Origin of the sequence: Rhizobium laguerreae (assembly GCF_002008165.1) — a bacterium.
Classification (GTDB): domain Bacteria; phylum Pseudomonadota; class Alphaproteobacteria; order Rhizobiales; family Rhizobiaceae; genus Rhizobium; species Rhizobium laguerreae.
Genome location: NZ_MRDM01000014.1, coordinates 437696 through 458854, shown reverse-complemented (window position 1 = coordinate 458854; position 21159 = coordinate 437696). Strand labels below are relative to the sequence as shown.

The 21159-nt window shown below is 61.8% G+C and carries 18 protein-coding genes and 3 pseudogenes; 5 read left to right on the top strand and 16 right to left on the bottom strand.

Translation table 11 applies throughout. The features are described 5' to 3' along the window. Positions 1–28: 28 nt before the first annotated feature. The 6 genes and pseudogenes from BS630_RS38010 to BS630_RS17975 form a co-directional block, all read right to left on the bottom strand. Positions 29–166 (bottom strand): annotated as a pseudogene (locus BS630_RS38010) (squalene cyclase); the annotation flags it as partial. A gap of 16 nt (positions 167–182) precedes the next feature. Then, positions 183–3353 carry an efflux RND transporter permease subunit gene (locus BS630_RS17995; protein WP_077978466.1) on the bottom strand — a complete coding sequence of 1057 codons (3171 nt, stop codon included), beginning with the start codon at positions 3351–3353 and terminating at the stop codon, positions 183–185. Beyond that, positions 3350–4795, bottom strand: a complete 1446-nt coding sequence (locus tag BS630_RS17990; protein ID WP_245310411.1) for an efflux RND transporter periplasmic adaptor subunit — start codon at positions 4793–4795, stop codon at positions 3350–3352. The genes BS630_RS17995 and BS630_RS17990 overlap by 4 nt, the downstream gene beginning before the upstream one ends. Next, the gene (locus BS630_RS17985; RefSeq protein ID WP_183594405.1) at positions 4792–5211 is read right to left on the bottom strand and encodes a FixH family protein; all 420 of its coding nucleotides are present in this window, start codon (positions 5209–5211) and stop codon (positions 4792–4794) included. Before BS630_RS17985 ends, BS630_RS17990 begins: the two co-directional genes overlap by 4 nt. A 113-nt stretch (positions 5212–5324) precedes the next feature. Then, a complete protein-coding gene (locus BS630_RS17980) occupies positions 5325–5708 on the bottom strand; it encodes a hypothetical protein (protein ID WP_077978465.1) in 384 nt (127 codons plus the stop codon). Positions 5709–5750: 42 nt separating this feature from the next. Continuing rightward, a complete protein-coding gene (locus tag BS630_RS17975; RefSeq protein WP_077978464.1) occupies positions 5751–6755 on the bottom strand; it encodes a squalene cyclase in 1005 nt (334 codons plus the stop codon). A gap of 408 nt (positions 6756–7163) precedes the next feature. On the opposite strand from BS630_RS17975, the gene BS630_RS17965 reads away from it, so the two are divergent. The 3 genes and pseudogenes from BS630_RS17965 to BS630_RS38685 form a co-directional block, all read left to right on the top strand. Continuing rightward, entirely contained in the window at positions 7164–7994 is an 831-nt protein-coding gene (locus BS630_RS17965; protein ID WP_025394961.1) for a response regulator, read from the top strand. 186 nt (positions 7995–8180) lie between these two features. Next, positions 8181–9512 (top strand): diguanylate cyclase, encoded by a 1332-nt coding sequence (locus BS630_RS17960; protein ID WP_017960878.1) that lies wholly within the window; start codon positions 8181–8183, stop codon positions 9510–9512. A gap of 31 nt (positions 9513–9543) precedes the next feature. Continuing rightward, positions 9544–9664: pseudogene (locus BS630_RS38685) on the top strand (glutaredoxin); the annotation flags it as partial. 661 nt (positions 9665–10325) lie between these two features. Here BS630_RS38685 and BS630_RS17950 read toward each other — a convergent pair. From BS630_RS17950 to BS630_RS17935, 4 genes are all read right to left on the bottom strand, one after another. Further along, positions 10326–11345 (bottom strand): GlxA family transcriptional regulator, encoded by a 1020-nt coding sequence (locus BS630_RS17950; protein ID WP_003540607.1) that lies wholly within the window; start codon positions 11343–11345, stop codon positions 10326–10328. A gap of 294 nt (positions 11346–11639) precedes the next feature. After that, positions 11640–11840, bottom strand: a complete 201-nt coding sequence (locus BS630_RS17945) for a hypothetical protein (RefSeq protein WP_026157393.1) — start codon at positions 11838–11840, stop codon at positions 11640–11642. Positions 11841–12084: 244 nt separating this feature from the next. After that, positions 12085–12666 carry a hypothetical protein gene (locus BS630_RS17940; RefSeq protein WP_244735365.1) on the bottom strand — a complete coding sequence of 194 codons (582 nt, stop codon included), beginning with the start codon at positions 12664–12666 and terminating at the stop codon, positions 12085–12087. Between the two features lie 117 nt (positions 12667–12783). Next, a complete protein-coding gene (locus BS630_RS17935) occupies positions 12784–14226 on the bottom strand; it encodes a DUF1254 domain-containing protein (protein WP_077978461.1) in 1443 nt (480 codons plus the stop codon). A gap of 44 nt (positions 14227–14270) precedes the next feature. Between BS630_RS17935 and BS630_RS38680 the strand changes: the two are divergent. Continuing rightward, a pseudogene (locus tag BS630_RS38680) lies at positions 14271–14330 on the top strand (hypothetical protein); the annotation flags it as partial. Between the two features lie 25 nt (positions 14331–14355). Here BS630_RS38680 and BS630_RS38005 read toward each other — a convergent pair. From BS630_RS38005 to BS630_RS38675, 6 genes are all read right to left on the bottom strand, one after another. Further along, positions 14356–15186, bottom strand: coding sequence for a hypothetical protein (locus BS630_RS38005; RefSeq protein WP_077978460.1), 831 nt, complete (start codon positions 15184–15186; stop codon positions 14356–14358). A gap of 115 nt (positions 15187–15301) precedes the next feature. Beyond that, entirely contained in the window at positions 15302–17104 is a 1803-nt protein-coding gene (locus tag BS630_RS17925; protein ID WP_077978459.1) for an adenylate cyclase, read from the bottom strand. A gap of 234 nt (positions 17105–17338) precedes the next feature. Further along, complete coding sequence (locus BS630_RS17920) at positions 17339–18643, bottom strand: alpha/beta hydrolase (RefSeq protein WP_167383831.1); 1305 nt, start codon at positions 18641–18643, stop codon at positions 17339–17341. A gap of 74 nt (positions 18644–18717) precedes the next feature. After that, on the bottom strand, positions 18718–19092 hold the full coding sequence (locus tag BS630_RS17915; RefSeq protein ID WP_077979222.1) for a hypothetical protein: 375 nt from the start codon (positions 19090–19092) through the stop codon (positions 18718–18720). A gap of 106 nt (positions 19093–19198) precedes the next feature. Next, a complete protein-coding gene (locus BS630_RS17910) occupies positions 19199–20209 on the bottom strand; it encodes an Lnb N-terminal periplasmic domain-containing protein (protein ID WP_077978458.1) in 1011 nt (336 codons plus the stop codon). 53 nt (positions 20210–20262) lie between these two features. Continuing rightward, positions 20263–20682 (bottom strand): hypothetical protein, encoded by a 420-nt coding sequence (locus BS630_RS38675; RefSeq protein WP_376766872.1) that lies wholly within the window; start codon positions 20680–20682, stop codon positions 20263–20265. A 73-nt stretch (positions 20683–20755) separates the two neighbouring features. Here BS630_RS38675 and BS630_RS17900 point away from each other — a divergent pair, with 73 nt between their 5' ends. Next, positions 20756–21058: a DUF2147 domain-containing protein gene (locus tag BS630_RS17900; protein ID WP_051077434.1), complete on the top strand. Its 303-nt coding sequence runs from the start codon at positions 20756–20758 to the stop codon at positions 21056–21058. Positions 21059–21159 lie beyond the last annotated feature (101 nt).

The following is a 21159-nucleotide window of genomic DNA, read 5'->3' as shown; positions in this document are numbered from 1 at the left end:
ACATTTCCTGTGCGCGCTGGGTTTGCCGTCAGGCATTGATTGAGGGCTGGGCATCCCACGATCTGAGCACCCGCATCGCTCGAAGCGTCACCCATCGCGAGGGCTTGCCTTCCTCGTCATCGACCTCGAACCACACCCGACCGGCAGGGCTCTCGTCGGGCTGCCAGGGGCTTCCTCCAATCTCATTCGGCAGCCTGCAGTTCACCCGATTGACCGTCGCCGGCAGCAGCGCTTTCCGAAGCGGCTGGCAGTCGCCACCCCTTGACCAATCCGTAGACGGCCGGAATGACGATCAGCGTCAGCAGCGTCGAAGACACCATGCCGCCGATCATCGGCACGGCGATGCGCTGCATGATCTCCGATCCGGTTCCAGTTCGCCAGAGGATCGGAACGAGACCTGCCATGATGGCGACGACGGTCATCATCTTCGGTCGAACGCGCTCGACCGCGCCGACCATGATCGCTCTGTTAAGGTCCAACTTCGAGAAGGCGCGGCGTTCCTTTTCGCAGGCCTCTCGCTGCTCCTTCAGGGCGTGGTCGAGATAGATCAGCATGATTACGCCCGTCTCCGCCGCAACGCCCGCGAGCGCGATAAAGCCGACGGCGACCGCCACCGAGGCGTTGAAGCCCAGCCACCACATCAGCCAGATGCCGCCAACGAGCGCGAATGGCAAGGACAGCATGACGATCATCGTTTCCGTCAGCGCCTTGAAGTTGAGATAGAGCAGCAGGAAGATCAGCGCCAGCGTCAGCGGGACGACAACGGCGAGCCGCGCCTTGGCCCGTTGAAGGTACTCAAACTGACCGCTCCAGGCGACCGAGTAGCCGAGCGGCATCGTCACCTTCTCGGCGACGGTCTGCTGAGCCTCCGCGACATAGCCGCCGAGATCGCGGTTGGTGATGTCGACGTAGATGTAGACGGCGAGCTGACCGTTCTCCGTACGAATGGTCGTCGCGCCGCGGGTCAGCTTGACGTCGGCCACTTCACCGAGAGGCACCGTTCCTCCGCCCGGTAGCGATATCAGCACATCCCTGGCGATAGACTGCGGATCGCTTCGGGACGCCCGTGGATATCGTATGGCCACGCCATAACGCTCGCGGCCTTCGACGGTCGATGTCACAACCTCGGATCCGAGCGCCATGCCGACGACGTCCTGAATGTCGTTGATGGTCAGCCCGTAGCGGCCGAGCGCCGTCCTGTCCGGGACGATGTCGAGATAGTAGCCGCCGATCACGCGCTCCGCATATGCGCTCGACGTTCCGGGGATCGTTTTCAGCACGGTCTCGATCTGCCGGGCGACCTTCTCCATTTCACCGAGATCGGTGCCGTAGACCTTGACGCCGACCGGCGTCCTGATCCCGGTAGACAGCATGTCGATGCGGGCGCGGATCGGCATCGTCCAGGCATTGGAGACGCCGGGAAATTGCAGAGCAGCGTCCATCTGCTGCTTCAGGCTTTCGGTGGTGACCCCCGGCCGCCATTCCGACTTCGGCTTTAGCGTGATGATCGTCTCGAACATTTCCGTGGGGGCCGGGTCGGTGGCGGTCAGTGCACGACCCGCTTTGCCGAAGACGCTCTGGACTTCGGGGAAGGACTTGATGATCCGGTCCTGCGTCTGCATCAGCTCGGCCGCCTTGGTGACGGAGATGCCGGGCAGGGTCGTCGGCATGTACATCAGCGTGCCCTCGTCGAGATTGGGCATGAACTCGCTGCCGATGTGTTGCACGGGCCAGACGGAGACCGAAAGGATTGCAAGGGCCGCAAGGATGGTCAGCGTCTTCACCCGCAGTACGCCCGAGATGACGGGGCGGTAGATCCAGATCAGGAACCTGTTCAACGGGTTCTTGTGCTCGGGGACGATACGGCCACGGACGCAGAGAACCATCAATGCCGGCACCAGCGTCACCGACAGCAGTGCTGCCGCCGCCATCGCAAAGGTTTTGGTGAAGGCGAGCGGACCGAAGAGGCGTCCCTCCTGCGATTCTAGTGTGAAGATCGGCAGGAACGAGACGGTGATGATCAGCAGGCTGAAGAACAGCGCCGGACCGACTTCGCTCGCCGCCTCGACGAGGATTTCTACGCGTGGCTTGTCGGGCGGCGCGCGTTCGAGATGCTTGTGGGCGTTCTCAATCATCACGATCGCCGCATCGATCATCGCGCCGATGGCGATGGCGATGCCGCCAAGGCTCATGATGTTCGCCCCGAGTGCGAGCATCCGCATGGCGATGAAGGCGATCAGGATGCCGACAAGCAACATGATGATGGCAACCAGCGCACTGCGCACGTGGAGAAGAAAGGCGATTGTCACCAGCGCCACGACGATCGATTCCTCGATCAGCGTCCCTTTCAGGGTCTCGATGGCGGACTCGATCAAGGTCGAGCGGTCGTAGACCGGAACGATCTCGGTGCCATCAGGAAGGCCGCCCTTGACGGAATCCAGGCTCTTCTTGGCGTTGTCGATGACCGTCAAAGCGTTGGCCCCGAACCGCTGCAGGACGATGCCGCTTGCGACCTCGCCTTCGCCGTTCAATTCGGTGATGCCGCGCCTTTCGTCCGGAACGAGTTCCACCCTGGCGACGTCGCTGAGCTTCAGCGGCACGCCGTTCTGGCTCTTCAGCACGATGCTCTCGATGTCGGGTATACCCTTCAGATAGCCGCGCCCGCGCACCATGAACTCGAACTCGGAGAGTTCGACGGTACGGCCGCCGACGTCCGTGTTGCTTGCGCGCACCGCATTGGCGATGTCGTCGAGCGAAACGCCCTGCGCCTTCAGCCTGGCCGGATCGACGACGATCGAATACTGCTTCACGAAGCCGCCGACGCTCGCGACCTCCGAGACGCCTTCGGATTTCGAGACCGCGAAGCGCACCATCCAGTCCTGCAGCGATCGCAGTTCGGCGAGCGACAGCTCCTTGGCGACGACTGCGTACTGGTAGACCCAGCCGACTCCTGTCGCGTCTGGGCCGAGCGTCGGGGCGACGCCCTGCGGCAGACGGCTCTGGGCGGCGTTCAAATATTCCAGCACGCGGCTGCGTGCCCAATAAGGATCGGTGCCGTCGTCGAAGATGACGTAGACGAAGGAAACGCCGAAGAAGGAGAAGCCCCTGACGACCTTCGACTTCGGCACTGTCAGCATCGACGTCGTCAGCGGATAGGTCACCTGGTCCTCGACAACCTGCGGGGCCTGGCCGGGATATTCGGTATAGACGATGACCTGGATATCGGAGAGATCGGGAATGGCGTCGAGCGGCAGGGACCGCAGGGCGTAGACGCCGCCTGCGACGGCGAGTGCTGCGCCGACAAAGATCAGGACGAGATTGTGGGCGGACCACGAGATGACGCGAGAGATCACGGCTTGGCCTCCTCTTGCGTCATGGCGCTGAGCGCCGAGCTGAGATTGCTTTCGGCGTCGAGCAGGAAATTGCCGGCCACGACCACCTTGTCGCCGACGGCCACGCCCTTGGTGATTTCTGTCTGGTTCTCGCCCCGGACTCCGAGCGTCACGTCCTTCGGCTCGAATTGACCATCGCCTTTGTCGATGAACACGACCCGGCGATCGCCTGTATCGATGACGGCGCTGTTGGGGACGGCAATGACAGGTTTTGGTGCTCCGGCCTGGATCTCGACGTTGGCATACATGTTGGCCAGCAGTACGCCGTCCGGATTGGGAAGCTCGATGCGGACCTTCGTCGTTCGCGTCTGTATGTCGACGTCGGGATAGATCAGGTCGACGACACCCTTGAACGTCCGGCCGGGAAGACTTCTGACCGTTACGTTCACCTCGGCTCCGCTGCGGACCGATGCCAGATCATATTCCGGCACGCCTGATATCACCCAGACGTTGGAGGTATCGGCGATGCGGAACAGCACGTCGCCGGGTTTGGCCATCATGCCTGCCGTCGCCATGCGTTCGAGGACGACCCCATCGCGCGGCGCGACATATCCGATGCTGGCCGGCACCTGCCGGCTCCGCGCGATCGTATCGATCGCCTCCTGGGGAACGCCGAGGTTTTTCAGGCGCAGAGCGGAGCCTACATCTCCGTTCCCGCGGCCGTCATTTCTCCCGGCCGCGTATTCGGAGGCGGCGGTGGCGATGTCCTTCGAATAGAAGCTGAAGAGGTTCTGGCCTTTCCTTATGCGGTCACCGGTGGTGACATTGGCGACGTCGTCGACGAACGAATCCGTCCGCATCGAGATGACGCTGACGAGCCGCTCGTCGAGGACAATGGTGCCAGGCACCTCGATCTTCCTGACGATGCTGGCCATCTCGGCGGTCGCGGTCTTGACGCCCGTGCGCTGCAGTTTGCCGAGCGAGACCTTGACGGTCGAGGCGTCGCCCTGATCACCCTCGTAGACCGGGATATAGTCCATGCCCATCGAGTCCTTTTTCGGCACCTTCGACGTGTCGGGCAGGCCCATCGGGTTTCGATAGTAGAGAAGTTTTCCTGTCGCCGGCGCGGTTGCTGACGATGTCGTGGTCGTTTCCGTTTCGACCGGTTTTGGTGCTGCGGCGTCGGCGAAGCTCACATCCTCATTCGCATGCACGGCGACGAATGGCCGGCCATCCTCTGTGTTCTTCGGCGTCGCAGAGAATTGCGGGAGGCCGTCAGGATGGCGATAGTAAATGATCGCGCCGGTTGGCACGGCCAAGGAAGCTGCCGGCGTAGCGAGCGCCGTTTCGGCGAAGGAAAGGCCGAGCTGTGCGCCAAGATCTTTCGTGCCAGCCCAATAGCCTCCCCCGCCGACCAATACGGCAAGGGAGAGCGTGGCCGCCACACGCGCTGGCGTGTTCACGGCGCTGCCTTGAGGACGAGTTCGCCCTCGATGGTGTCCGGCTCGCCCTGGACTTTGGCGGCAAGCTTGAAGCGCCAGCCACCCGCCATGGTAAAGTCCGCCTTGAAGGCATAGATACCGGGTTCCGTGGAGGCGGTGGCCTCGACGGGTGTCGTCATCATTTCCATGCCCGCGGGAGCCATGTCCATGCGGGTGGTGAAGATGACCGCGTCGGGAACGGGCTTGCCCGTGCGCTTGTCAACGAGGCGGACGGAGACCGGCGATCCCTGGCCCTGCTTGACGTCGGTCGAAACCGGCTGGAATTCGTAGTCCTGTGGCGCGGCGAAGGAGGCTGTGGCGGAACCGACAATCAGCACGCCGGCGAGGAGCATCGCTCCCGCGGAAAAGGTGGTCTTGTTCATGATATTTGATCTCATTGGGATAGGCGCTCAGACCGCATCCTCAGTCATGAATTGATTGCCGCAGGTCCCTGAAAGATGCGCGAAGCATCCGCCGTGAACCGTAGACGTGTTTCAGGAATGACTTGAGATCAAGCTTTCGGAGGTCGGGCCGGAGGCTCGACATAGGCGGGCGTCAGTTGCGACGCCAGAACGAGGTCATAGCGATGGGACAGCCAGGAGATCGCAAATGACCAGCCGTGGACGTCGGGCGCGTTGGCGAAGATCGAGGTCGTGCAGACCAATGCCAGCGGGCAGCCCTTTGCGCAGTCCGGCTTGACGGACTGCTGTTCGGGGCAGCACGGCATCTGCTCCGCCATCTGCATGCCGGCCATCGTGGCGCTCATGCCATCGGTCATCGCCGGATCAGAAGAGGCCATTGCACTGCTCGCCAACCCGATGCTCATCGGACCGATAACGATCGCGAGCATAGCGATGGCAAGCAACAGACGATGGACGGCCCGCAGGAAATTCATGGGCGGAATACTGGCATGCCGGTTCCGGAATTGGAAGCAGGCTCACGGAGATGTGTTGCAGGCGTCGAGACGGCCTGGGGGCTGGGCATCCCACCATCGGAGCACCCGCATCGCCCGGAGCGTCACCCACCGCGAGGGCTTGCCTTGCCCGTCATCGACCTCGAACCACACCCGACCGGCAGGGCTGTCGTCGAGCGGCCAACGGCCGTCCTGCAAGCGCCGGGGAAGAAGGTGGTCGATCGCCTCGCCGAGGCGCCGATCGGGGTCGGCGCCGGTCAGGATCGCGCTGGCGCGGAAATAATCGAGCGCGCGCAAAATGTCGTAGCGCCAGCGGTTCGGATGCAGGAGGCGCAGGAAGCGCTCGTCGGCCGGCTCGCCGGTGCCAAGGCGGCGGAAGAGGTTGCGGGCCAGCAGGAATTCCTCGCCGGTCCTGCGCGCCTCTCGAGACCGATGCGTGCCGCCGGTCGATCTCTCGTATTCCAACAATCCTTCCAGCACGTTGATGGTGCTGGCGAAGGAGGAGCGGACAGAGCCGCGAGCCCGCTCGCAGTTCCAGCCGCCGTCGTCGAGGCGCTCGCCGATGAGCCTTTCTACGATGGGCGAGATGTCGACGCCGAAATAGGCGCCGTCGGCAACGGTGCGGCCGTTGATGCACTCCTCGACTTCGCCTTCCCAATAGGGCTGGCCGCCTTCTTCCCAACGGGCGTTGGCGCCGACCAGTTTGACGGTGCGCCTGGCGCCGCCGCAGGCGGGATCGAGACCGAACTCGCGCAATTGCGACAGCGAGAAGGTCGTGGCCGTCCACGGCTGGCCACGCTCCTTCCACTCGTGCGGGTCGAAACCGGCGGGCAGGAAGGCGCCGCCTGCCCATTGCCCGTCCTCGTCCTGACAGGAGAGCAGCCTGGCGCCCCAGCCCTCGGTCTCGACTTTGGCCCGCTCAGCCATCCATTCCCGCTCGGGGCCGTCGAGCAGGTCGCGCATCACCTGCCATCGGATCGAGGGGTCGGAGTCGAGAAGCCATTCGATCACCGGGTCGGATTGGATCATGGGCGAACCTGTCGGCGGGTCGGGGTCGATGGCTTGTTTATAATCGCTTCGGCCGAGCGGTGCCAGCCAGATGGGCTGGTCGGCGGCGCCACCAATAGCGCCTTCGGCTTCCGCAGCAACCGCTCGCTGGCGCTTGCCATGCTGCGGCCGGATTGCGCCAGGGAAGGCATGAAACCGAAGATCAAAACGTCGGTTCGACCTATAATGCGACGGTTGTCGGCGAAAGCCCGTGCGACGCCGAGAATGCGGCGCTTCCCGCCCGATTTCTTAATCATATCTGCAAAGAAATCGGAGGCGGCCACATCGGGCCGCGTCTTCGTATATATCGAAACGCGCCGATTAATAATTATTCAAATCAATCGATGTATCGGTTTGATCCGGGGACAGATTTTACATCAAAGGTTTGCTATGGCGTTTCTAGGTATTTCAGGGATGCAATATTCCGGGGAAATGTTTGCGGGTGCGCGTATTCTTGTCGCGGAAGATTCCAACGTATTCACTTCGATGATCAGCAAACGTCTCAAAGAGCTGTTCGATATCGATGTCGAGATCTGCCGCAGCTTCGAAGATCTGCAGGTTTCCTACGACAAGTCTTCCGATCCGATCACGCTGGCGATCTCGAACATCAACCTGCCCGGCGCCGAAAACGGCGAAGCGCTCGAATATCTGGTCGATCTCTCCATACCCACAATCGTTTTCACCGGCACCTTCCATGAAAACATGCGCGACAAGCTGATGGCCAAGGATATCGTCGACTATATCCTCAAGGACAACATCTTCGCCGTCGACCTGCTGGCGGAATCGATCTGCCGCTTCCTCACCAATCATCGCCACCACGTGCTGATCGTCGACGATAGCGCGACTGCGCGCGCTCTGCTGTCGAGCCGGCTGAAGCGCTACAATTTCCGTGTCAGCGTCTCCGAGAGCGGCGGCAAGGCGCTGGAGATCCTGAAGGCCAACCGCGATATCGGCCTTGTCATTACCGACTACAACATGCCTGACATCGATGGCTTCGAACTGACGCGGCGCATCCGCGCCAATATCGGCTCGCACGAGTTGCGCATCATCGGCGTTTCCTCCTCCTCGAACCGGCTGCTTTCGGCACGATTCCTCAAGGCCGGCGGCAATGATTTCATGCTGCGTCCCTTCATCGACGAGGAGTTCTACTGCCGCGTCAACCAGAACCTCGATACGCTGCTGCAAATTCAATCGATGCGCAAGGAGCGGGCGGTTGCCTGACGGCCCTTCCAGCATCGGTATCGCCAGGGGAGCGGAAATGACAGTCGGGGACAGTCGTCGAATCTTTGCAATTGCAGGTGATGTCGCCGTTATTTGTCCCCTTCACGTGCGCAGGCCTCTCGGTTATCGTCCCCGCCGGGGAGAGGGCCGAGTCGCGCCCGTCAGACGCATGGGGGATTAGCGGCTGTGGCGTTTCAAGCGGATTTTCAGCGGGATGGCATCGGGTTACGTTCCGGCGGACTCAAGATACTTCTGGTTGAAGATTCCCGGATGTTTTCCGCGGTGCTCTGCCACCGGTTCCAGACAGAGCTCGGCCTTGCCGTCAAATCCTGCCCGTCGCTGAAGGCTCTTCGCAAGGAACTTGCCGACGACGCTCACGGCTACACCATGGCCGTCGTTGATCTCAACCTACCGGATTCGCCCTATGGCGAAGCGCTCGACTGCACGATCGAGCACGATATCCCGGCGATCGTCTTCACCGCGACATTCGATCTCAACACGCGCAACAAGATCATGGAGCGCAACGTCATCGATTACGTGCTGAAGGACAATGAATTCGCGCTCGACAATCTGGTCGCCACCGTGCGGCGGGCGATCTCCAACCGCAAGACGCGGGTGCTCGTCGTTGACGATGTCGTTTCGGCGCGCCAGGTGCTCGTTGACCTCCTGAAGGCACAACAATATCTCGTCGTCGAGGCAAATTCGGGGCTCGAGGCGCTGGCAGCGCTCGAGGCCTACAGCGATATCGAGCTCGTCGTCACCGATCACCACATGCCCGATATGAGCGGCTACGAGCTGACGCGGCGCATCCGCCATCGTTTCGGTTCGGACAGGCTGCGCGTCATCGGCGTTTCCTCCTCCAACGACCGGATGCTTTCGGCAAGTTTCCTCAAGGCCGGCGCCAGCGATTTCGTCTACAGGCCCTTCGTTGCCGAGGAACTGCAATGCCGCATCGCCAACAATGCCGAAACGCTGGCGCAGATGCGGCAACTGAGGGCAGCGGCGGCCTGCGACTATCTGACCGGCCTCTATAACCGCCGCTATTTCTACGACAACGGCCCGAAACTGGTGAACGAGTGCCTGCGGCTGAAGGTGCCGAGTTCCGTCGCCATTCTCGACATTGATCATTTCAAGCGGCTGAACGACACCTATGGCCACGAGATCGGCGACAAGGTGCTGAAGGCTGTCGCAAACAGGCTGTTTACGATCTTCGAGGGCAGCGACAATCTTCTCTCGAGGCTCGGCGGCGAGGAATTCGCCATCCTCTTCCCGCAGATGGATTCGGCAGCCGCGACCAAGCTCTGCGACGAGATCCGCTCGGACATTTCGCGACTGAAGGTCACGGCCGACGACGAGGAACTCGGCGTCACGATTTCGATCGGCATTGCCGAGATCGCCGGTTACGAGACCTTCGAGAATTACCTGAACGCCGCCGACCAGTTTCTCTACATGGCCAAACACAGGGGCCGCAACCAGGTCTACTCCGACGCCAGGATGACGGAAGAGGCGGCGCAATAGCGGGCGCCTAATCTCAGTTCGCTTCTCTCGAAAACGCGAGCTGAAATGCGCCTGCGTGGGCGGTGCCGGTGGCGTTCCGTTGGGCCTTGTTTCCAAAAAACCTGTTGACGATGGCGATGGCAGTATGGGGATCGGTCAGGTCCCTGTTGTGAACCAGACGTTGCAGTCAGATTCCAGCGCGTCGCCGTGGAACAAATGCCTGAACCGCAGGTTCAGTAGATTCAACCGAAAAACGGAGGCGCGCGAGAGGCTGTAGCTGTACGCTCGTCGAGCCCAGCCAACGCGGCGCCGTCAGCATTTTCGCCATCCCATGAAGCCGGTGTCCCTTGGCCGCGAGACGGCGAGAAATGAACGAGCGACAGGCGGAACTTCCGCGCATTCTCGTGGGGTTTGGATGCGCTTGCGGCGAGACTGTGAAAGGAAAAGTCAATGCGAATCCTAGCTGCATTGATCTTTGCGATGGTCGCATTTTCGAGTTCAAACGCTAATGGACAGGCAAATGAACAACCGTCTACCGACTCGGAACGCTGCACTGCATCGCCTGCAGATCAGAACAATCAGTCGGCAACCGGGGACGCCGGGAAGGCGGCCACGGACGGTTCGCTGTCGCAAAAGATGGACGATTGCCACGGTGTCCTGAAGCCGCCCCCGACCGGGGATAGCGAATTCAGCCAGCCCGCGCCTGAGGAAGGGAAGACACCGGTCATTCGGCCTGACAATCTACCCGGGCAGCAACAACCGAAGTGACGATTTTTGCCGCGGGACCGTTACTTGGCCCATCTGGCCGCGGCTGCGACGGCCTTTCTCAATGTCTCACGCGGCGACCGCCTGCCTTGCCGTCGCCATGGTCATCTTGCGCTCGGCGCGCTCCTGCTGCGGCGAGCGGTGGTAGAGTTCGCGATAACACTTGGAGAAATGCGAGGCCGAGACGAAGCCGCAGGCGACGGCGACTTCCACGACCGGCATGGAGGACTGTACCAGCAGGTGGCGTGCGCGGTCGAGCCGGATTTCCAGATAGTAGCGAGCCGGCGAGCGGCCCATCTCCTGGCGGAACAGCCGTTCGATCTGGCGGCGCGAGAGGCCGGCGCCGTCGGCGATCTCGATCAGCGACAGCGGCTCGGCAAGATTACCTTCCATCAGCTCGATGATCGACAGCACCTTGGCATTCTGCACGCCGAGACGGGCGCGCAAAGGCAGACGCTGGCGGTCGTGTGGGTTGCGCACGCGGTCGGTCAGGTGCTGCTCGCAGATGCGGTTGACAAGGCTTTCGCCAAAGTCCTCGCCGACGAGGTTCAGCATCATGTCGAGCGAGGCGGTGCCGCCGGCGCAGGTATAGAGATTGCCGTCGATCTCGTAGAGATCGGCATAGACCTCCGCCTGCGGGAAGGCTTCCGAAAAGCCGGGCAGGTTTTCCCAGTGGATGGCGCAGCGCTTGCCGTTCAGGAGGCCGGCCTGGGCAAGCACATGCGCACCCGTACAGAGGCTGCCGACGGCGACACCGCGATTGTAGCATTCACGCAGCCAGGCATTGACCGACTTGTTGTTGAACTGCTCGACATCGATGCCGGAACAGACGAGCACCATGCCCGGCCGGTTTTCACCGCCGAGATGGCGCCGCTCCTCGGCAAGCGAGGAATTTGCCTCGACGCCGATGCCGCAGGAGGAATAGACTTTTTCCCCGTCGACGGAGGTCAGCCGCCAGGTATAGGCCTGATAGCCGAGCATGCGATTGGCGATGCGCAAGGTGTCCACGGCGGCCGAAAAGGGCAGCATGGTGAATTGCGGTACCATAAAAAAGACTACCGAACGCTTCTTGATCTGCATCCTGTTCATAGCGAAATCCATGCTCGAGGGGCGATGACACATTCGTTGCGCGGAATGCGTCGCGCCGATGTCCTGAAAGCGACACTGGCATGGAAAAATGCGGCCGGGAAGAGCAAATATGCGACATCGCCGGCGATTTGGCCGGTCAAATCGCCGGAATGGCCGCGGGCAGGGAGAAGACAGGCTGATAGGCGACTGAAATTCAATGTTGAAAATGGCTTAGGAATGGACGCTCAGTTCACGAAAAAGGCGGCGTTGCACGAGGCAGGCGCCGCCCTTATCTTGGGAAGAATGTCGCATTCATTACATGGTCCGGTGTTTGTTGTCGTCCGTGCTCGGCCAGCCGATGTCTTTGCGAATGTCGAAGGGCATGGCTTCGATTTCGCGGGCCGTCTGCCAGCGCGTCCAGGCGAGCACAAGCTTACGGGCATAATGTGCCAGGTCGAAGCGGCTTTCACTGGAGGTGAGGGACTTACCACCACCGCGATAGGTGAGCGTGGTCATTTTCCGGTTCCTTTCTTGGGTCAGGGGCATGGTCGTCAATGGGAGGTTCGTCCATGTCCATGATCCTAATATGGGCTTTGAAAACTCATCATTCAAACGAATAGAACTTATGGATAACATCAGAGATATTGAATGATCGTGGCCTCCGCTGGGGTTGTTAGCAGCGCCGCGATCGACTGGGTGCGGACGCTTCCGCGAGACGGGACAACGTGGCCCCGGCAAGCGGAAGACCCTGGCATCACAATCATGCAACGTCGATCACGACCTTACCCGCAGCACGTCCAGATCGAAGCGCACCAGGAGCTTCGAGGCGCCAGTCGCTTTTAAAAGCGATACGCGGAGCTGCGGTCTTCTTGGGAGTCGAAAGCGAAGAAGACCGCGCCCATGGCCGCCGGAAGACGCCGATCGCCAGCAGGCGTTCCTGCAGCCCTTCAGCGCGTCGTCTCGACCGCGCGAACATCCGCTCGGCGAAAAGTCCGACCGCCGTCAGCCTAGGGGAGACGACGAACACCGGCAGCTTTCCCTGGGACAAGGCGTCCGCCCTCGTGCGAGAAGCTGCCGCCGTGAACTCGCCGGGAATCCTTGGGATTGCCTGAACGACGCCATCGATCCGTCTCCTCGTGGCAACCTCCCATGTCGCCAGACCGGCGTCCACTTCCTGGACGGCTATCGACGGCGGGCCGGGCGCTTTCTTCAACCATGACCGAACCTCCGGATCCTGCAGCAGCCGCACGAGATCGTCGACCTTCTGGGATCGTGGAGCCTCCTGAGCGTGAGCAACGGCCCACATCGTCAGAGCCAGAAAAAGCCCGGCGATCCATTTCATACCCTTGTCCCCTGCGAAGACCGGTCTCCAGTCCGACTTCAGGTCGACGTCCGGCCAGTTGCGGCGCTCCGGCTCGCGGAGCGCCTTGTCGACCCTGCTGTCGGCGTTCAGCGCCTTCTACGAGACCCGCTTCACGCCGGGCGGCTGCCACGTTCCTTTCCCAGCGGGCAGGATCGAAGGCGCTTCCGTCTTCGGCCAGTACAGGCGCATCACGAGATAGATCGTACCGTCCGGGGCCGGAAGCCAGTTGGCTTCCTTGTCCGCTCCGGGGCTGTCTTTCTGGACATATAGGGTGAGCGAGCCGTCCTCGTTCTTCTTCATCCCCGGCAACATCGGAGAGTTGATGAGGTAGCGATTGATTGGGTTCTTGACGAGGAACTGGCTCTTGCCGTCGTACATGGTCACGGACCAGAACGAATGCACTGGCGGCAACTGGCCCGGCGGGAAGGTGATCGTGTACTTGTGCTTGCTGCCGTCGAGCGGTTTCCCGCTCGCATCTGTTCGGGTGAAGGGGTACATGGCCTCTGCCGCATCGTTGCCATAGAGGCCTGCCTTGGCAGCGCCTGAGCGCATCAACCAATCGCCGTTGAAGAAGGCCTCGTCGCCAAGAAGCGAGCTGACGTTCCAGCCGTTGATGGGCTTGTTTCCGGTGGCCAGCCACTTATCGATCTTGTCGTCGCCCTGCTTCATGCCGACCAGCATTTCGGCCTTATGTTCGAGCGGCAGATCCTTGAACTCGAAGGTCTTGCCGGGACCGATGCCGATCCTTGCAAGCTTCGCACGGATGTCCTTGTCCCTTGACGTCTCCGGTACGAACTGCAGAGCCACGTCGAGATATTCGAAGAAGTTTTTCTTGATGCCGGCGGTGGTGGCGGGAAGGAACTCGATCGTCGGTGCGGCGGGCGGGGCGGGTTGCTTGAGGAAGGCCGAAAGCGGTTGCGCCTTGTAGCCGGCCTGCACCTTTTCCACGTTCGCCATATCTTCGGCGTCGATAAGCTGCGTCCGGAAGTTGGCGAATACGAACGGGGTGCTCGAGGTGAAGACCTGCTTGATGCCGTCGGGCTTCTCGCCTTTCCAGTCGGGTCCGACAACGAGATAGGAGCCCGGCTCGCTTCCCGTGGTGCGCGAGCCGATATAGCCGAAATTGTAGGTGTTGCCGTCGATGAGCTGGACCGAGTAATAGCGTTCCTTCTCGACCGTCGGCACCGAGATGACCATCGGTTCAGCACGCAAGTCCAGCCAGAGGATCGAGTAAGGCGTGTCGCTGTTCGGCGTGATGACTGCCGTGTCCGCCGGGCTGGCGACCTTATGCATGTTGTTGATCTCGTTGAACGGCGCCTTGAACTGTCCGGAGTTCCTATCGACAGCGAACTCCTGCATGACCGCATAATTCATCACCAGCGGCAGGCCGTAGATGAAGCCCTCTTCGGCGATGTCCTTTGCTTCCAGCAGGCTGGGCCATTCGGCCTTGTTCTGCGCAAGTACCGGGGTGGACTTGGCCGTTGCGGCGACGAGTGCGGCCATTGCGGCAGAGCGGAGCAGATCGCGTTTCGTGAGCATTTGAACGTCCTTTCGGTTCGCGGCGTGCGATCAGGCACGCGCAGGTGGCAGGAGAAGTGGGGCATGCGGCTGCGGACATCGATCGAACAGAGCAGACCGGAGTCCTGACCATGAGACGGTGTTATGCGACTACTTCGGAAACAGGAACGTCAACCCGAGACGGACGCCGAGCCCTTCGGGGCCATCGTCAGGAGCCGCCGCCCAGTATCGAAGTCCGGCCGTCAGGCTGATCGGCTGCTCGTTCACCTTGACCAGCTTGGAGACGGTCAGATTTATCGGCACCGACCAATCGTGCGCCTTCCAGTCGTACGTGGATTCCGTGTTCAGCGCGAACGTCCATGCAGTCGGCGTCGTGTAGGAGAGGAATGGCTGCATGTACGTGCTGCTGATGTCGTTCCGGTCGTCGTTGCCGGCGAACGACCAGATGTGGTTGGCCAGCACGCCATAGGTCCAGGGGCCGTCCTGCTTCAGCGCGACGATGGTCGGCCCTGCTCCCCATTTCTCGCCGCCGAGCAGATCGTCGGTCGCGGTCGGGATCAGGAAGACAGGTCCCGCGCCCCAGACGAGGCCGCCATCGGTCGGCTTGGCAGGCGATAGGAAGAAACTCTGAACGACGTCCCCGAGACCGAACTGCGATCCGGATGACCCGGCGATGTCGTTCTGATAGGTCACGGGAAGGATCGTGCGAGAGATCAGATTCCAGTCGGCGTTCAGCGAGAAGGGGATCACGGGCTGGATATTCAGGGTCGCCTTGTCGCCATCAAGGGGTCCATAGCCATGGTCATAGTTCAACTGAAAGGGGACGCTGATGAGCGAGGCGATCGGGTTCGAAAGCTTCTTGGCGAGATCGGCGCTGGAATCCTGACCGTAGGCCGGCGCCCCCAAGCCGAGGGTCGCGGCGACGGCGAGCGTCAGGGATCTCTTCAGCGGCAGGGTGCGGGTCGATGCGGTCTTGACCATTGGCTCTGTCTCCATCCGATGCCGAGGCTGGCGGTGAGCCAGCCTGGGGTCATGCGCCGGAAGAATGAAGGAACGAGCAGGAAGAGGAAACGTATGTTACTGTAGCGTACGGCCTTCACGGGCCGTATGAGGCGTCGGAGACCCTGAACTCGGCTTCGATATCCGTCGCGCTCGGCACTGGCAGTCCGGCCCGCCGAAGCGCTACGATCATGCGCATGCTGTCCTTCGGCGACAGGTTTCTCTTCCGGTTCTCGGCCACGATGTTGGGCAGATAGTCGGGGCGCATGTTCATGAACACCTCGCCCTCGCGCTTCGCTTCCGCCAGCAGCCCGGCCTCGGAGTAGATGACCGCAGCAACGCCATGGAAGAGTGGAAATTTCTGCAGGTCGGCTTTACGGATCAGCCGCACCGCCATCTCATGATCGTCGAGCATGCAGGCGATCAGCGCGCGCGTCCCGAAGTAATATCCGGCTCCGCCCGGATTGAGCTCGATCGCACGATCCAGCAGTTCCGCGCCACGCTTCCATTGCCCCGAGAATGCGACGCGCGTTCCGAGCTCTCCGAGGAACTCCGTGTCGTTCGGGTTAGCGGCGAGCGCCGCTTCGCCGACCTCGAAGGCTTCTTTCGTCTCGTTGTTGAAGAATAGAGCCGTCATGAGCGCCTGCAGGGCGCGCGTGTTGTCGGGTTCGAGCGAGACCGCCCGCCGCGCCGAACCGAGCGCGCGTTCCATCGCGGGGGCCTTGTCACTTCGCGGATTGAACTCGAAGCGGCCCTCGTCGAGATGGATGATCGAGAGCATCGACCAAGCGGTTGCGTAGGCGGGGAAACGCGCCACGGCTTTCTGCAGACAGTCGCGCGCGATCAGGTGCGTTTCCGGGTTCAACTCCTCGCGGTAGGCGTAGAAGCGCAGCGTGCAGTCATGGACGCCGACATCGTCCGGCGGCGGGTTGGCCGCCAACGATTTCGCGATAATGCCGTAAGGCTGGGCGATCGCCGTCGCCACCTTGCTCGCGACATCCGTCTGAATAACGAAGAGCTCGTGCGTGTCCAGGTTCTCGTCGTAGTGCTGCGACCACAGGATGGATCCTTCGGAGGTGTCGACGAGACGCACGGTCACGCGGATCTTGTCGCCCGCGACGCGGACCCCGCCCGCGAGAAGGTAGTGCGCGCCAAGTCCCTCGCGCACCTGCGACGCCTCGACGCCTGGAGGCAGTGCCTTCGATGTCTCGCGGCCGAAGACGGTGATCTCCTTGAAGCGGGGAAGGGCGGTTAGAAGCTCCTCGGTCAGCCCGGCGGCATAACGTGCAGCCTGGGGGCCATCGCCCAGGTCCGCGAAGGGCGCGATTACAAGGGTCGGCTCGCCCGGAACCTGCCCGGCGGAACGACCGGTGGCCGGCCCCGTCAGAACTCCCGCGTAGTAGCCAAGCGCCGCGCAGACGAATGCCACAAGCGCGGCCAGCACCGGCCAGACGAGACGCCGCCACTCGACAACCCGGCGTTCGGCGACCGCTTCGTTCAGCGCATCCTCGGCCGCTTCTATCGGCGCGTCATTCCACGTAAAGGTCGGCACGTAGCCGCCCTTAGGGATGTCGATGCGGATCGGATCGCGTTGGCCTGCAACGAGATAGTAGCGTTCGATGACCCGGCGCAGACGTCCGGCCTCGATGCGAACGACGGGATCTTCCTGAGAGAAGCCAGCGCTTCGGTTGAACACTTCGATGGCGATCGAATACGCCTTGAGACGCTGTGCCCGGCCTGCAAGCGTCTCCTCGGTGACATATTTCAGGAAGGCAGCCCCACGTCCGGCGCTGGGAAACTCCCGGCTCGATAGAATCCGTTCAAGCTGCGCCCTGACCTCCTCATCGGTCGGACACGGGCGCTCGGCCCGATCGTCAGGCGTGGGCACCGAGGTCTGCATTGCATGCTCCCCATCCGTCACACATATGCGCGACAGTTACAGCTTGTATTGAAATCCCCTTATGCAACCTAACCCCCGAAGAGCGTTTCGTCTACCTGAAAGAAGTTTCAAGCCGGATCACGTATGGGCCGGGCAACCGGTTTGCGGGTGATGATGATGCCGACGAAGGGGACCCGAACGTACATATGAAGACGAGCCTGTCAGGCGTGTCAGGACTCAAGCCGGCGCCTCCTGCTATCGCTGCTTCCGGCACGCCGGGTCGGCCGGCGTCGCCGCGCAGTTCTTGACCGCAATCTTCTGCGTCCCGCTGTCTTGTCCGGTCAGACCGCCGACATGATTGGCGTAGTTGCTGCGAGTATCGGCGTCGAGCACTGCGACGGGGGCGGTCAGGATGAGGCCCGCGGCGCTTCCGGCCGCCGCCGCCACATGCGTCGTCCCTGCAAGGATCGTGTCGCCGAGGCCGACCCGGCTGTCGGTCAGCGTCTGCCCTTCGGACAGCCGCGCGCCGATGAGCTGGACAACTTGCGGCGATTCCGCGAACTTGCTGTGATTGAGGTCGTCGCTGACCTTGATCTTGGTCAGATCGATCACCGAGACCTTGTAGTCGGCGAGTTCGGTCTTGTACGGCGCGGTTTCCGGATCGATCGAACCGAGCCGCGGGATGTTGCCCCAGACCCGCCGTGAGAAGGCAAGCGCTTTGTCGTCTTGCGAGACGAAGAGCGTGAACTGTGGATGAGGGTCGCCCATGTCCTCGATCTGCGACCGGAAGACGTCCACGTCGACGTCCGGAGCGGCGAGCATGACGTTCTTGAACTTCGCCGGAAGACCGCCGTTGCGGATCGCCATCTGCCGGAGCGCTTCCAGCGCCAGCCAGTTGCCCATCGAGTGGGCCAGCACGTTGACTTCCTTCACGGTGCCGTCTTTGGCGAGATACTGAAACAGCGTCTCGAGCGCGTTGCGCGTGTAGTTGGTGCTCTCGCGGTCATAACCGTAGGCGAGTAGGCTGCCGCGCGATGGCCAGGTCACAAGGACCGGCGTGCTGTGGACATTGGAATCGTGGACGATCTGAGCGAAGCGGTAGACGCTATCCTCGAAGCGGTTGTTGAAGCCGTGGATGAAGACCAGCACGCTTTGGTCGCGGTTCCTTTTGACCGAGGCGTTCAGCCAGTCTTTCGCCCCCTCGAGATTGAGCTCGTCGGCCTTCAGCGTGGCGAAGTCGGTCTTCGGATTGGAAGGCAGCTTCCTTGGCCAGGCGACGTCGCCCTCGTTGCGGACCTTGGGCAGTGAAACTCTCATCTGCGCGAAGGACGGCGTCCGGGCTCGCTCGCCCGTGAACATCTCGCCGGAAACAGTCGATCGGGCGCGCGTGGTTGCGACCAGCATATCGACGCGACTGGTATCCGGCATGGTGTCCGCAACGGGGGACAGCACGTTCTTCGGATGTCCGCCGCAGCCCGCGAGCACGACCAGTGCGAGGCATGGAAGAAGTCGTCGGATATGACCAGCAGCCAACGAACCAAACAAGCTTAAGTTCCCCATCTGCATTCCGGCTACATCACCGCAGTCTGTTGAAATCGATCGACGTGCTCGATGCTCACGCAGATCGTCGAGCGCTATCGTGGGCAGACGTCCCAGAAACCCGTCTTCTTGGTGCTATCCGTATAGTACCAGCACATGCCGGACTTCGGCGGCGTCCCGGCGACCGAGGTCGCCGCGGCGCCCGCGATGAAGCCGATGGCGGCTCCAGCCGCGATCGCGCCCCCGGCGGGCCAATAGCGACGTGGATTCACGACGACGACGCCGCGCCTGACGGGCGCGCGAGGGACCACGACAGCGCCGCGATTGCTGACGGCCGCACATCCTCTCGCTCCGCAGCCGACCGCCGCACGGCGGGCTTCGGCCGGGGTCGGAGCGAACATCGGCGCGACCACCATCATCAAGATTGCCGCAGTCGTCGCGAAGTTCTGGAAGTGCTTGACGAGGTTCATGAGTTCGGTCCTGGTTAAAGGCATAGGCGAAATTTCGCCCAGCGAATTCGTGACAGAGGCGGACCATGCCTCAATCATCGCGATTCCCTTCGTATGTTACTGTACGTTACGGCTTAGCGACGACGACCGGGAAGGGCACGCCGAGACGGATTGCCTTCGAGAAGTCGGGCGACAATCCGTCCGCCCGCGCCCGCACGTCGATCTTGGCAATCTCCCGCAGGCGGATGAGCGGCATCGACGTGTCGATGGCTCCCCGGTCATAGGCGTAGTCGGGAAGATAACCGTTGACGATCAGCCGCCAGTCGAACGGCACCTTGTCTCCTGCGACCCGCATCAGCTTGGCGACGGTCGTCGTGCAGTTCGTCGTGATCGAGTTATAGAACTGCGGCGTCCGGGCGAGCGCGTTGGCTTCCGCGACGTACTCGAGCAGCAGGTTCCGCGCCTGCTCGGGACTGGCTCTCAGCCGGTAGATCTGGACGTCCTCGCCACGCACGTTGGAGCGGACGCCGACGACGTCACGTTCGTCCGCGGCAACAACCACCAGCGGGTCGTTCTTGAAGAGGTCGGCAAGGGGAGAAAACCCGCCGCCGACCTTATGGCGAACCTCGATAGACCAGGCGAGCTGTTCGCCGCCTTCGAAGCCGAAGCTGAAGATGACATGCGCGATCTTCGGCCCCGCCCAGTATGACATGAACAGGTCGACCGTCTTCACCTTGCTCACATCGTAGCTTCTTGTCGTCCAGCGCTCCGTAAAGTCGGAATTGCTTCGCCACTCGAAGTCCCGGACATCGGTCAAAGTCAGGGAATCTCCGTCGATGCGACCGGTGACCTGGCGGGCGACATCCGGCGCCCATACGGCGTTCGCTTCCGGCTTGATCGAGTTCCACCAGAAGAGAACCAGCGCAAAGACGACAGCGAACGAAAGGAGTGCTTTGATGCGCAGCCGGCTGGCAAGCGCCGCTACAGTGAAGAGACCGAAAACGAAGAAGACGCCAGCGCCAATTGCCCGTCCGCCATCAGGCAGGCGATACCATAGGGCGAGGGAAGCCCAGGCTGTCGAAGCCGCCACGATCAGGGCGACCGGGAAGATCAAGGCGATCGCCATCAGTCGAGGCATGTTGTTCCTTTTCCGTAGCCGCCAAAGTACCGATGATGCGGAGATCGCGCGTTTCATCTGGCGGCCGGGAATGGCACGACCTTGGCAAGATCCAGCATGGTGTGAATTTCCTTGCCGAGCCAATCCCTGAGTTCGAGCGCCTCGGCGTAACGTTCATCTCGCCCCGGAGCCATCGACGACTCCCAGTCCTGCACGAGCTGGTCCGCGATGGAAAAGTCGTGGCAAAGTTCCCGAAAGCTTTCATTGCGGGAGGTAAGCTGTTCGATCTCCAGCGCCTGCTCGGGAAACTTGCGCTTGGCGAACTCCGTGTCGTATCCCATTGCATCGGCTCCCGGCCAGTCGACGCGAAGGCTCCCGCTCATCCGCGTAGTCGTCACGAAGATGACACAGAACCCGGCCGGCACCATGTAGGTTACAGTAACACACCGCGAGTTTCTTGCGGTCGGCAGCGCATGTGTGATCCATTCGGTCATCGGCCCGGTGGCGGGCTACCCATGCGAGGACCTTACCGTGAAACCCATCCTGATCTCCGTCACAGCGCTGCTGATGTCGACCGGACTGGCGAGCGCAGCCGAGCCGATCGTCGGAAACTGGAAGACGACGCTCGGCGACACTGCCGCGATCGAGCCGTGCGGCGGCGGTTTCTGCATCACGCTGAAGAGCGGCAAGCATACCGGCGAGAAGATCGGCGCGTTCGAAGGTAGCGGTGGCAGCTATTCCGGCAAGATCACCGATCCCGACGCGAAGAAGACCTACAACGGCACCATCAGCGTCTCCGGCGACACGGTTACTCTCAAAGGCTGTGTGATGAAGGTCGTCTGCGAGTCGCAGAAGTGGTCACGCCAATAGTCCGCAGGGACAAACGGAATAGGTAACATACGGGTGCTTCCGGCGTGATTGGCTATCCTTGCACCGGGAATCATTTCCGGCATCCGCCGGAGCCATGGAAG